We start from the raw sequence: 14,407 nt of genomic DNA on the forward strand, positions 1-14,407 counted from the left end.
AGCAGGTCGAGGGTCATGCCGGGCCATTGGCTGCCCTGGCCGGGGAAGACGAACACGATCCGCCCCGAGGCTGCGGTGCCTTCGACCACGTGCGGTGCGGGTTCTCCGGAGGCGAGCGCGGTGAGGCCCTGGATGAGGTGGTTGCGGTCGGTGGCGAGGATGGTGGCGCGGTGGTCGAAGGTGGTGCGGGTGGTGGCCAGCGACCAGGCCAGCTGTCCCAGTTCAAGTTCCGGGTGGGTGTCCAGGTGGTCCAGCAGTCGCTGGGCCTGCTCACGCAGCGCATTGCCGTCCCGCGCGGAGAGCACACACGGCACCGCGGGCAGATCGAGCGGCGGCTCGACGGACTCCAACTCTCGTTCCGCAGTGGGGGCTTGTTCGAGAATGACGTGTGCGTTGGTGCCACTGATCCCGAACGAGGACACTCCGGCCCGCCGTGACCGGTCGATCTCGGGCCAGGGCCGCTGCTCGGTGAGCAGCTCGACATCCCCGGCGCTCCAGTCGACATGCGGGCTGGGCTCATCCACATGCAGTGTCTTGGGCAGCACCCCGCGCCGCAACGCCATGACCATCTTGATGACACCACCGACACCAGCGGCGGCCTGGGTGTGTCCGATGTTCGACTTCAACGACCCGAGATACAGGGGGTGTTCGCCGCGCTGACGCCCGTAGGTGTTCAGCAGCGCCCCGGCCTCGATCGGGTCCCCGAGTCGTGTGCCGGTCCCGTGTGCTTCGACGGCGTCGATGTCGGCCGGGGTGATCCCGGCGGCGGCCAGTGCATCACGGATGACCCGCTCCTGCGAGGGCCCATTGGGCGCGGTCAGCCCATTACTGGCCCCGTCCTGGTTGACGGCCGAGCCCCGGACAACGGCGAGCACCTGATGCCCCGCCCGCACCGCATCCGACAACCGCTCCACCACCACCACACCAGCGCCTTCACCCCACCCGGCACCGTCCGCTGTACTGCCGAAGGCCTTGCAGCGGCCGTCGGCAGCGAGCCCACGCTGGCGGGAGAACTCCACGAACAGCGACGGCGTGGACATCACCGTGACGCCGCCTACCAGGGCGAGGTCGCACTCACCGCGCCGTAGGGCTTGGGCGGCGAGGTGGAGGGCGACGAGGGACGACGAACACGCCGTGTCCACCGTCAGCGCGGGCCCTTCCAGGCCGAGGACGTAGGAGATACGGCCGGACAGCACACTCGGTGTGGTCGCCGTGGCCAGATAGCCCTGGTCGCTTTCCGAGGCCTGCGCGAGCAAGGAGCCGTATTCCTGGGCTATGGCCCCGACGTAGACGCCGGCCTTGCTGCCGTGCAGTGTGCGGGGGTCGATGCCGGTGCGTTCGAAGGCTTCCCAGGACACCTCCAGCAGCAGGCGCTGCTGCGGGTCCATGGCCAGAGCCTCCCGCGGGGAGATACCGAAGAAGCCCGCGTCGAAGTCGGCGGCGTTGTAGAGGAAACCGCCCTCGCGCGTGTACGAGGTGCCCGGGCGTTCCGCGGTCGGGTCGTACAGGGACTCCAGGTCCCATCCGCGGTCGGTGGGGAAGTCGGCGATCGCGTCGCCGCCCGCAGCGAGCAACTCCCAAAGGTCTTCGGGCGAATTCACATCGCCGGGGAAGCGGCAGCTCATGCCGACGATGGCGATCGGGTCGTCGTCGCTGACGGCGAGGGGCGCTGAGGTGGGCAGCGGCGTGCGGTCGCTCTTGTCGCCGGCTGTCTGGGCCGCGAGATGGCGGGCCAGTCCGCGTGCCGTCGGATAGTCGAAGACGAGGGTGGCGGGGAGGGCGAGCCCGGTGGCGGCGGCGAGTTGGTTGCGGAGTTCGACGGCGGTGAGGGAGTCGAAGCCGAGGTCGCGGAAGGGGTGTTCGGGGTTGATGTCGTGGCCGCGGCTGTGTCCGAGGACAGTGGCGGCGTGCGTGCGGACGAGGTCGAGAAGGGTCTGCTCGCGTTCCGTGGCCGACAGGGCGGCGAGACGTTCGGCGAAGGTGGCGCCGCCGACTCCAGTGGTGTGCGCCCCTGCGGCGGGGCGAGCCGCGGGCAACAACGCCCGTAGAAGGGCAGGCACTTGTGTGGCGGCTTGGTTGCGGAGGTGGGTGGTGTTGAGGGCGAGGGGGAGGGTGTGGGTGTGGGGGAGTGCGGTGTCGAGGAGGGTGAGTGCGTCGGGTGTGGTGAGGGGGGTGAGGCCGTGGCGGGCTATGCGGGTGTGGTCGGTGTGGGTGAGGTGGCTGGTCAGGCCGCTGGATTCCTTCCACAGGCCCCACGCCAGGGAAACCGCGGGCAGTCCCTGTTGCCGTCGCTGCTGGGCGAGGGCGTCGAGTGCGGCGTTGGCGGCGGCGTAGTTGGCTTGTCCGGGGCTGCCGAAGGTGCCTGCGGCGGAGGAGAAGAGGGCGAAGACGGCTAGGTCGAGGTCCTGGGTGAGGGCGTGCAGATTCAGCGCACCCTGCACCTTGGGCCGCAGGACTCGGCGTATCTGGTCGTCGGTCAGGGCCGTCAGGGTGGCGTCATCAACTGCGCCGGCGGTGTGGATGACGCCGGTGAGCGGATGATCGGCCGGGATCTTCGCCAGTGTTTCGGCCAGTGCCTGCTGGTTGGTGATGTCGCAGGCGGTGATGGTGACCTGGCTGCCCAGCGCCTGGAGGTCTTCGCGGAGTTGGTCTGCCTCGGGTGCGTTGGGGCCTTGCCGGGAGATCAGTAGGAGGTGGGGGGTGTGGTGGTGGGTGGCGAGGTGGCGGGCGATGGCGGTGCCGAGGGTGCCGGTGCCGCCGGTGATGAGGATGGTGCCGGTGGTGGGCCAGGCGGCAGTTTCGGTGTCGGGTGTGCGGGTCAGGCGGGGGGCAAGTGCCTGGCCGTTGCGGATGGCGAGTTGGGGCTCGTCGGGGTGGATGGGGCCTGTCGGCTGGTTGGTGTCGATGAGGTGGATGCGGCTGGGGTGTTCGTTCTGGGCGGTGCGGATCAGGCCGGTGATGGCGGCGTGGCGGAGGTCGGGGGCCTGGGTGTCGTGGGGGGTGGTGACGGCGCGGTCGGTCAGCACGGCCAGGCGCCGGTCGGTGTTCGCCGGGTCGGTCAGCCACGCCTGCAGGTAATGCAGGGCGGCGGTAACGGCCTCCTCGACCCCGCCCGCGTCATCCTCCGTACCAGCAACCAGAGTTGAAGCATCCAGCCAATCCACCGCGCCCGTCTCGTCGGAGCCGGTCTCCACCGCCACCCAGTCCACCCGGAACAGACCGGCATCCCCAGACATGCGTGTGGCCGCCAACTGGTCGCTGGACGCAGGCCGGGACAGCAGCCGGTCGATGGTGAGGACGGGTGTGCCGGTGGGGTCGGTCGCCGTGAGGGTGATGCTGTTTGCGCCGGTGGGTGAGACCCGCACCCGGAGGTGGGTGGCGCCGTCGGCGTGTACCGATGTGCCTTCCCAGGAGAAGGGGAGGGCCGTGTCCGCGCCGAGGTCGGTGCGCAGGAGAGCGGTCTGGAGTGCTGCGTCGAAGAGGGCCGGGTGGAGGGTGAAGTCGGCGGCCTGTTGGTGGAGTTCGGCGGGCAGAGCTACGTCGGCGTAGAGGGTGTCCTCGTGCTGCCAGGCGGCTTGGATGCCCTGGAAGGCGGGGCCGTAGTGGTAACCGGCGTCGGCGACTCGGTCGTAGAGACCGCTTGTGTCGATCGGTACCGCACCAGGGGGCGGCCATTCGTGCGCGGCGATGGTGTCGGGTTGCTGCGCGGGCGAAGGGCTGAGCTGTCCGCTTGCGTGTTGGGTCCAGGGGGCGTCGGGGGTGTTTTCGGGCTGGGAGTGGATGGTGATGGGGTGTTGGCCGTGGGGGTTTGGGGCGCCGACGGTGACTTGTATGCGTGTGGCGCCGTGTTCGGGGAGGGCGAGTGGGGCGTGGAGGGTGAGTTCGGTGAGGTGGCCGTTGGCGGTGTGGTCGCCGGCGTGGATGGCCATCTCCGCGAGGGCCGCGCCCGGAACCAGCACGGTGTCGTGGACGGCGTGGTCGGCCAGCCAGGGGTGGGTGGTGAGGGAGAGGCGGCCGGTGAGGATGAGGCCGTCGTCCTGGGCGAGGGTGACCACCGCGCCGAGCAGGGGGTGTCCCGCGGAGACCAGACCGGCCGCCGACACATCACCCGAACCGGACATGGCCTTGGGCCAGAACCGCTGCCGTTGGAAGGCGTACGTCGGCAGGTCCACGTGTTCGGTGCCCGGGCCTTCACCCCACAGGGCCGACCAGTCGGGCTTGGCGCCGGAGACGTGGAGGCGGCTGACGGCCTCCAGCACCGCCGTAGGTTCGGAGCCGGTCCTGCGCAGGAGCGGCACCAGGGTTGTGGCCGGTGACTCCACCGTCTCCTGGACCATGCTCAGCAGCACCCCGTCGGGCCCCAGTTCCACGAACCGGGTTGTCCCCTGGGACTCCAGCCATCGCACACCGTCCGCGAATCGGACGGCTTCCCGGACGTGGCGGACCCAGTATTCGGCGTCGTATCCGTTGGTGGTGGGGCTGCCGTGGAGGTTGGAGACGACCGGTGTGGTCGCGGTCGAGTAGGTGATGCTCCGGGCGACCTCGGCGAACTCGGCGAGCATCGGTTCCATGAGGTGTGAGTGGAACGCGTGCGAGACCGCCAGCCGGCGCGTCTTGCGACCCTGTGCCGCGAAGCGGGCGGCGACCGCGCTCACGGCGTCCTCACTGCCGGACAGCACGAGCGACTCCGGGCCGTTGATACCCGCGATGTTCACGCCGTCGGGCAACGGCACGACCTCGTCCTCGGTGGCCTGCACGGCGATCATGGCGCCGGTTTGGGGGAGGTTTTGCATGAGGCGGGCGCGGGTGGTGACGAGGGTGCAGGCGTCTTGGAGGGTGAGGATGCCGGCGGCGTGGGCGGCGGTGAGTTCGCCGAGGGAGTGTCCGGTGAGGTAGTGGGGGTGGATGTTCCAGGTTTGGGTGAGGTGGTGGAGGGCGGTGCCGAGGGCGAAGAGGGCGGGTTGGGCGTATTGGGTTTGGTTGAGGAGGTGGGGGTCGGTGCCCCACATGATGGTGAGGAGGGGTTGGGGGAGGTGGGGGTCGAGGGCGTTGGTGACGGTGTCGAGGGCGTGGGCGAAGGCGGGGTGGGTGTGGTAGAGGTCGCGGCCCATGCCGAGTCGTTGGCTGCCTTGGCCGGGGAAGAGGAAGGCGGTGCGGCCGGTGGTGGCGGTGCCTTGGAGTACGTGGGGTGCGGGTTGGCCTTGGGTGAGTGCGGTGAGGCCGTTGGTGAGGTGGTTGCGGTCGGTGGCCAGGACGGCGGCGCGGTGGTCGAACGCGGTGCGAGTGGTGGCCAGTGAGTGGCCCAGGCGGGTGAGGTCGGTGTCCGGGGTGTTCTCGATGTGGGTCAGGAGTTGGCGGGCCTGAGCGCGTAGAGCGGTCTCGTCCCGGGCGGAGAGCACACACGGCACCACGGGCAGGGCAGCTGAGGGTTCGGGCTGCTCCTCCCGCTGCGGTGCCTGTTCGAGGATGAGGTGGCTGTTGGTGCCGCTGACCCCGAACGACGACACACCCGCCCGGCGCGGTCGGTCCAGCTCCGGCCAGGCCCGCTGCTCGGTGAGCAGTTCCACGTCGCCCGCGGTCCAGTCGATGTGCGGGCTGGGCTCGTCCACGTGCAGGGTCTGCGGCAGCAGCCCGTGGCGCATCGCCATGACCATCTTGATGACACCGCCGACACCGGCGGCGGCCTGGGTGTGTCCGATGTTCGACTTCAACGACCCGAGATACAAGGGGTGTTGGGAGCGGCTCTTGCCGTACGTGGCCAGTAGCGCTCCTGCCTCGATGGGGTCGCCGAGGCGCGTGCCGGTGCCGTGCGCCTCGACCGCATCGACGTCGGCCGGGGTGAGGCCGGCGGCGGTCAGGGCGTCGCGGATCACCCGTTCCTGCGAGGGTCCGTTGGGGGCGGTCAGTCCGTTGCTGGCCCCGTCCTGGTTGACGGCCGAGCCGCGGATCACGGCCAGCACCCGGTGCCCCAGACGCTCCGCGTCCGACAACCGCTCCACCACCAGGACACCCACGCCCTCGGACCACCCGGTCCCGTCCGCCGCGGCGGCGAAGGACTTGCAGCGGCCGTCGGCAGCCAGCCCACCCTGCTGGGAGAAGCCGACGAAGCTGGCCGGCGTGGACATCACCGTCACGCCGCCGGCGAGGGCGAGCGTGCACTCGCCGCGCCGCAGCGCCTGGGCGGCGAGGTGCAGGGCGACAAGGGAGGACGAGCACGCCGTGTCCACGGTCAGGGCCGGGCCCTCCAGCCCCAGGACGTACGACACACGGCCCGAGGTCACACTGCCGGCGCTGCCGGACAACCCGAAACTCACTGCCCCTTCGGGCAGTTCGTGGTGGGGCGGCCCGTAGTCGCCGCCCATCGCGCCGACGAACACGCCGGTCCTGCTGCCGCGAATCGACTCGGGATCGATACCGGCCCGTTCCAGCGCCTCCCAGGAGACCTCAAGGGTCAATCGCTGTTGGGGGTCCATCGCGAGTGCTTCGCGTGGCGATATTCCGAAGAATGCGGGGTCGAATTCGGGGGCGTCATGCAGAAATCCGCCTTCGCGGGAGTACGAGGTTCCCGGCCGCTCCCGGTCGGGGTCGTACAGGCCCTCCAGATCCCAGCCCCTGTTTTCCGGGAACAGCGAGATGGCGTCCGAACCGGAGCCGACGAGCTGCCACAGTTCCTCCGGAGACGTCACTCCCCCCGGGTAGCGGCACGCCATGCCAACGATGGCGATGGGCTCGCCGGCCTTGTACTCCACCGACTTGAGACGCTCGTGAGCCTTTTCGAGGTCGGCGGTGACCCACTTCAGATACTCGCGAAGCTTTTCCTCGTTCGCCACGATGAACCCCCGGGGTGTGGATGGTTGGGAATGCTGCGGAATTCCGGTCAGGACTTGCCGAATCGGCTCTCGATATAGCCGAAGAGCTCGTCGTCCGTGGCGGATTCGAGGGTGGCCACGGCGGAATCGCCTTGCCCGCCTTCGTGCACGTCGTTCCATTTGGCGAGCATGACGCTCAGCTTCTTGCTGATGGCGTCTCGCGTGGCGTCGTCCGGAATCACCGAGGACACGTTGTCCTTGGTCAGCTCGGACAGGATGAGCTCGACCTGTTCGAGCTCGGCGAGAACCTTCCCCGCGTCCGAAACCTCGTCCGGTACGAGCTGCTCCAGCAGCGTCTTCGCCAGCGCCGTGGGTGTGGGGTGGTCGAAGACGAGGGTGGCGGGGAGGGCGAGCCCGGTGGCGGCGGTGAGCCGGTTGCGCAGCTCTACGGCGCTCAGCGAATCGAAGCCGAGGTCGCGGAAGGGGTGTTCGGGGTTGATGTCGTGGCCGCGGCTGTGTCCGAGGACAGTGGCGGCGTGCGTGCGGATGAGGTCGAGGAGGGTCTGTTCGCGCTCGGTTGCTGACTGGGCTGCGAGACGTTCGGCGAGGCCGGGGCCGTCGCCGTGCGTGCTGAGCCGAGCTGCGGTGGGACGGGAAGAGCGGATGAGTCCCCGCAGGAGTGAGGGGAGTTCGGTGCCTTGGTTGCGGAGGTGGGTGGTGTTGAGGGCGAGGGGGAGGGTGTGGGTGTGGGGGAGTGCGGTGTCGAGGAGGGTGAGGGCGTCGGGTGTGGTGAGGGGGGTGAGTCCGTGGCGGGCTATGCGGGTGTGGTCGGTGTGGGTGAGGTGGCTGGTCAGGCCGCTGGATTCCTCCCACAGGCCCCAGGCCATGGATGTGGCGGGCAGTCCCTGTTGCCGTCGCTGTTCGGCGAGGGCGTCGAGTGCGGCGTTGGCGGCGGCGTAGTTGGCTTGTCCGGGGCTGCCGAACGTGCCTGCGGCGGAGGAGAAGAGGGCGAAGACGGCTAGGTCGAGGTCCTGGGTGAGGGCGTGCAGATTCAGCGCACCCTGCACCTTGGGCCGCAGGACTCGGCGTATCTGCTCGTCGGCCAGGGCCGTCAGGATGGCGTCATCAACTGCGCCGGCGGTGTGAATGACGCCGGTCAGGGGATGGTCGGCAGGGATCTTGGCCAGAGCCTCGGCCAGTGCCTGCTGGTCGGTGATGTCGCAGGCGGTGATGGTGACCTCGGTGCCCAGCTCCTTGAGGTCTTCGCGGAGTCGATCCGTGACAGGCGCGTTGGGGCCCTGTCGCGAGATCAGTAGGAGGTGGGGGGTGTGGTGGTGGGTGGCGAGGTGGCGGGCGATGGCGGTGCCGAGGGTGCCGGTGCCGCCGGTGATGAGGATGGTGCCGGTGGTGGGCCAGGCGGAAGTCCCGGCGTGGGGTGTGCGGGTCAGCCTGGGGGCAAGGGTCTGGCCGTTGCGGATGGCGAGCTGCGGCTCGCCGGGGTGGATGGGGCCTGTCGGCTGGTTGGTGTCGATGAGGTGGATGCGGCCGGGGTGTTCGTTCTGGGCGGTGCGGATCAGGCCGGTGATGGCGGCGTGGCGGAGGTCGGGGGCCTGGGTGTCGTGGGGGGTGGTGACGGCTCGGTTGGTGAGGACGGCCAGGCGCCGGTCGGTGTTCGCCGGGTCGGTCAGCCACGCCTGCAGGTAGTGCAGGGCGGCGGTTACGGCCTCTTCGACCCCGCCCGCGTCATCCTCCATACCAGCAAACAGAGTTGAGGCATCCAGCCACTCCACGGCTCCCGTCTCGTCGGTGGCTGTCTCCACCGCAACCCAGTCCACCTGGAACAGACCGGCATCCCCAGACATGCGTGTGGCGGTCAGCAGTTCCGGCGAAAGCGGCCGGGACAGCAGGCGCTCGATGGTGAGGACGGGTGTGCCGGTGGGGTCGGTCGCCGTGAGGGTGATGCTGTTGGAGCTGGTGGGTGTGAGGCGTACGCGGAGGTGGGTTGCTCCGGCGGCGTGGATGGTGACGCCTTCCCAGGCGAAGGGGAGGGCGGTGTCCTCGCCGAGGTCGCTACGCAGCAGTGCGGTCTGGAGGGCTGCGTCGAAGAGGGCGGGGTGGAGGGCGAAGTCCGTGGTGTGGTCGTGGAGTTCGTCGGGGAGGGCGATGTCGGCGTAAAGACTGTCCCCGTGCTGCCAGGCGGCCTGGATGCCCTGGAAGGCGGGGCCGTAGTGGTAGCCGGCGTCGGTGAACCTCTCGTAGAGGTCGGTCAGTTCGACGGGCTCGGCGCCACGCGGCGGCCAGGCGGGTTCGGGTCGTATCGCCGTCTGGTCACCGGAGTCGGCCGGCGTCGCCAGGGTCGCCCGAGCGTGATGGGTCCAGGACCATTCACCTGCCGCGACTGATGGGTCGTCCGGGCGTGAGTAGATGTCGAGATGCCGTTCCCCGCTGTCGCGCACGTCGCCGAGAACGAGCTGGACGTGCACCGCGCCGCGCCGGGGCAGTACCAGCGGGGCCTGGAGGGTCAGTTCGGCGAGGCGGCCGCAGCCGACGCGGTCGCCGGCGTGGATGGCCATCTCCGCGAGGGCCGCACCCGGAACCAGCACTGTGCCGTGGATCACATGGTCGGCGAGCCAGGCGTGCGTGGCCTGCGACAGGCGGCCGGTGAACAGGAGTCCGCCGTCTCCGGGCACCTCGATCACGCCGGTCAACAGCGGGTGCTCCGCGGTGCCGAGCCCGAACCCGGCCGGATCGGCGGAGACGGCAGGGGCATCGACCCAGTAGCGCTGGTGCTGGAACGCGTAGGTCGGCAGGTCGACGGGCCGGCCGGGCGCTGCGAACACAGCCGGCCAGGACGGCGACGCACCCGAGACGTGCAGCCGGCCCAGCGCCGAGGCGACTGATTCGGGCTCGGGACGGTCCTTCCTCAGCAGCGGAACCAGCACCCGGCTGCTCTCCGACGGCTGCTGCTCGACCATGCCGAGCAGTACTCCGTCGGGCCCCAACTCGACGAAGCGGCTCACGCCTTGTGCGTGCAGGGCCTCGATACCGTCCGCGAATCGGACGGCTTCCCGGACGTGGCGGACCCAGTATTCGGCGTCGTATCCGTCGGTGGCGGGGCTGCCGTGGAGGTTGGAGACGACCGGTGTGGTCGCGGTCGAGTAGGTGATGCTCCGGGCGACCTCGGCGAACTCGGCGAGCATCGGTTCCATGAGGTGTGAGTGGAACGCGTGCGACACGGAGAGCTGCTTGACGCGGATGCCGCGCTCCCGGAAGTCCTCCGCGACCGAGGCGACGGCCTCGCTGTCGCCCGAAATCACCACCGACGCCGGTCCGTTGACCGCGGCGATACCGACTCCGGGAACCAAGGCGTCCTCGACCACCCGGCGTTCGGCGGCGACGGCGATCATGGCGCCGGTTTGGGGGAGGTTTTGCATGAGGCGGGCGCGGGTGGTGACGAGGGTGCAGGCGTCTTGGAGGGTGAGGATGCCGGCGGCGTGGGCGGCGGTGAGTTCGCCGAGGGAGTGTCCGGTGAGGTAGTGGGGGTGGATGTTCCAGGTTTGGGTGAGGTGGTGGAGGGCGGTGCCGAGGGCGAAGAGGGCGGGTTGTGCGTATTGGGTTTGGTTGAGGAGGTGGGGGTCGGTGCCCCACATGATGGTGAGGAGGGGTTGGGGGAGGTGGGGGTCGAGGGCGTTGGTGACGGTGTCGAGGGCGTGGGCGAAGGAGGGGTGGGTGTGGTAGAGGTCGCGGCCCATGCCGAGTCGTTGGCTGCCTTGGCCGGGGAAGAGGAAGGCGGTGCGGCCGGTGGTGGCGGTGCCTTGGAGTACGTGGGGTGCGGGTTGGCCTTGGGTGAGTGCGGTGAGGCCGTTGGTGAGGTGGTTGCGGTCGGTGGCCAGGACGGCGGCGCGGTGGTCGAACGCGGTGCGAGTGGAGGCCAAGGACCAGGCCAGCTGGGCCGGTTCGAGCTCGGGGTGGGTGTCCAGGTGATCCAGTAGCCGCTGGGCCTGGGCGCGCAGGGCGGTCTCGTCCCGGGCGGAGAGCACACACGGCACCACGGGCAGAGCAGCTGAGGGTTCGGGCTGTTCCTCCCGCTGCGGCGCCTGTTCGAGGATCACGTGTGCGTTCGTGCCGCTGATGCCGAACGCCGACACACCCGCCCGCCGGGGCCGGTCGTTCGACGGCCAGGGCCGCTGCTCGGTGAGCAGCTCGACATCGCCCGCGGTCCAGTCGATGTGCGGGCTGGGCTCGTCCACGTGCAGGGTCTGCGGCAGCAGCCCGTGGCGCATCGCCATGACCATCTTGATGACACCGCCGACACCGGCGGCGGCCTGGGTGTGGCCGATGTTGGACTTCAACGACCCCAGATACAGGGGGTGTTCGCCGCGCTCGTGGCCGTAGGTCTTCAGCAGGGTCTGTGCCTCGATGGGGTCGCCGAGGCGCGTGCCGGTGCCGTGCGCCTCGACGGCGTCGACGTCCCCGGTGCCCAGCCCCGCGGCGGCCAGCGCATCACGGATCACCCGCTCCTGCGACGGCCCGTTGGGCGCGGTCAGCCCGTTGCTGGCCCCGTCCTGGTTGACGGCCGAGCCGCGGATCACGGCCAGCACCCGGTGCCCCAGACGCTCCGCGTCCGACAACCGCTCCAGCAGCAGGACACCCGCGCCCTCGCTGAACCCGGTGCCGTCCGCCGCACCGGCGAACGACTTGCAGCGGCCGTCGGCAGCCAGCCCACGCTGCCGGGAGAACTCGCGGAACAGGTCAGGGGTCGCCATCACGGTTGCTCCACCGGCGAGGGCGAGCGTGCACTCGCCGCGCCGCAGCGCCTGGGCGGCGAGGTGCAGGGCGACAAGGGAGGAGGAGCAGGCCGTGTCGACGGTCAGGGCCGGGCCCTCCAGCCCGAGGACGTAGGAGATACGACCGGACATCACGCTGGGCGTCGTACCGGTGGACAGATGGCCCTCGCTGTCGGCGGCACCGGCGACGAGCGTGCCGTAGTCCTGGCTGTTGGAGCCGATGTAGACGCCCGTCGCGCTGCCGCGCAGCGACGTGGGATCGACGCCCGCTCGTTCGAGGGTCTCCCAGGACACCTCCAGCAGCAGGCGCTGCTGCGGATCCATGGTGACGGCCTCGCGCGGGGAGATGCCGAAGAAGGCGGCGTCGAACTCCGCGGCGCCGTAAAGGAACCCGCCCTTGTTCGTGTACGACGTGCCCGGTCGCTGTGCCTCGGGGTCGTAGAGGCGGTCCAGGTCCCAGCCCCTGTCCTCGGGGAAGTCGGACATGGCGTCGCGGCCGGCGGCGAGGAGCTTCCAGAGGTCTTCCGGCGAGTTCGTGTCACCCGGGAAACGGCAGCTCATGCCGATGATGGCGATGGGGTCGTCCTCGCTGCCCACGACGGCCGGGCGGCGGGAGACCGGAGTGGCGTCGGTCGTGTCGCCGGTGATCGCCGTGGTGAGGTGGCGGGCCAGCGCACGTGCGGTGGGATGGTCGAAGACGAGCGTGGCGGGCAGGGCCAGTCCGGTCGCCGTGTTGAGGCGGTTGCGGAGTTCGACGGCGGTGACCGAGTCGAAGCCGAGCTCCTGGAAAGCCCGTTCGGCGTTCACCACGTCCGGGGACGCGTGTCCCAGTACCGCCGCCACCTGGGCGCGAACCGCCTCCAGGACCAGTTCCTCACGCTCGGCGGGCGCCGCGTCCGCGACGGCACGCGTGAACTCGGTACGGTCGTCGTCCTGGCTCCGCTCCGGCCGCGGGACCGCTCCGCCGGCACCCGAGGCGAGGATCCGGTGGACGTCGGGCAGCTCCTCCAGGAGCCGGGACCGACGGGTCGCGGTGAAGGCGACGAAGAAGCGTTCCCACTCGACGTCGACGACGGCCACGAAGGTCTCGTCGTGGTCGAGCACGTCCCGCAGGCCCGCCGCGGCCTGCGCGGGGTCCATCTGCGGCAGGCCGTGCCGGCGTGCCAGTGCGCCGACTCCGCCCTCGGCCATTCCGCCGCCCGACCACGGACCCCAGGCCACGGACGTGGCGGGCAGCCCGAGCGCGCGACGGTACTGCGCGAAGGCGTCGAGGAAGGCGTTCCCCGGTGCGTAGTTGCCCTGGCCGGGTCCGCCGAAGGTGGCCGAGACCGAGGAGAACAGGACGAAGGCCGTCAGGTCCAGGTGCCGGGTGAGCTCGTGCAGGTTCCGCGTGCCGTCGACCTTGACGCGCAGGGCGTGGTCCACCTGGCCGGCGGTCAGGGACTCGACCAGCCCGTCGTCCAGTGCCGCCGCCGTGTGCATGACGGCCGTGAGCGGCGCCGAGTCGGGTATCGACGCGATCAGCCCGGCGAGCGCGTCCCGGTCCGCGATGTCACAGGCCGCTACGGTCACCTCGGCGCCCAGCGCGGTCAGTTCGGCCACCAGGGCCTCCGCACCCGGGGCGTCCGGCCCGCGCCGACTGACGAGTACGAGCCGCTCCGCGCCGTTGCGGGCGAGCCAGCGAGCCGTGTGGCCGCCCAGGGCACCGGTGCCGCCGGTCACCAGCACGGTGCCGGACGGCTGCCACGCCCGAGGCGCCGCGTCCCGGTCGATCGGCGCCCGCACGAGCCGCCTCGCGAGCAACCCGGCCGAACGCAGGGCAACCTGGTCCTCTCCGTCGAGCCCCGCGAGCGCCGCGGCAAGATGCCCGCGAGCCGCGGCGTCCAGCGTCTCCGGAAGATCGATCAGCCCGCCCCACCGCTCCGAGTGCTCCAGAGCAACGATCCGCCCCAGACCCCACACCAGCGCCTGCACCGGATTCCGTACGGCGTCGTCCTCGCCGACGGACACGGCACCGGAGGTGCACACCCAGACAGGCGCCCCGATCCCGCCGTCGCCCAGCGCCTGAACCAGCGCCAAGGTGGCGGCATGGCCCGCCGGCACGGACGGGAACCCGGTGGCGTTCTCCTCGTCCAGCGCCAGCAGGGACAGGACGCCCGCGATCTCGCCGGTGTCCTCCGCCGCGGCCCTCAGAGCCGACACCAACGCCGACCGGTCGACGCCGTCCGTGGCCACCGTGAGCGGGACGACGTGCGCCCCGGCCTCGTCCAGCGCCCGCAGACTCTCGGCGGCACGGCCGTCTCCGGCCCGGCCCTCCGGTACCGCCACGATCCACGTGCCGGAGAGCGAGGGCGACGAGGCGCTCGCCGTCGGCCGCCATTCGATGCGGTACCGCCAGCGGTCCAGAAGCGACCGCTGCTCCCGCCGACGGCGCCACGAGGACAGCGCCGGCAGCACGGAGCTCCACGCTTCCTGCCCCTCGGCACTGAGCTCCAACTCATCGGCCAGCGTGCCGAGATGACCGCCGTGGACTGCGTCCCAGAAGGGCGCGTCGTCGGCGTGCTCCGCGTACTGGGCGTCCGGTGGAGCGACGTCTCGTGCGGCTCGGGTCTCCGGCCAGTAGTGCTGGTGTTGGAAGGGGTAGGTGGGGAGGGGGGTGGGGGGTTGGGGGGTGAGGAGGGTGGTCCAGGTGGGGGTGGTGTTTTGGGTGAGGGAGGTGGTGAGGCGGGTGAGGTGGCTTTCGTTGCGGCGGAGGGTGGGGGTGATGGTGGTTTGGGTGTTGTGGGTGTCGAGGGTTTCTTGGAGGGGGGT

Annotated in this window: 2 protein-coding genes; both read right to left on the bottom strand. The window is 70.6% G+C overall.

The features are described from left to right. Nucleotides 1-6,830, bottom strand: a 6,830-nt coding sequence (locus AB0Q90_RS41925) for a type I polyketide synthase (RefSeq protein ID WP_365734495.1), incomplete at its 3' end; no start/stop codon positions are given. 47 nt (nt 6,831-6,877) lie between these two features. After that, nucleotides 6,878-14,407, bottom strand: a 7,530-nt coding sequence (locus AB0Q90_RS41930; RefSeq protein WP_365734497.1) for an SDR family NAD(P)-dependent oxidoreductase, incomplete at its 5' end; no start/stop codon positions are given.

The organism is Streptomyces sp. NPDC079141, assembly GCF_040686775.1.
Lineage (GTDB): Bacteria > Actinomycetota > Actinomycetes > Streptomycetales > Streptomycetaceae > Streptomyces.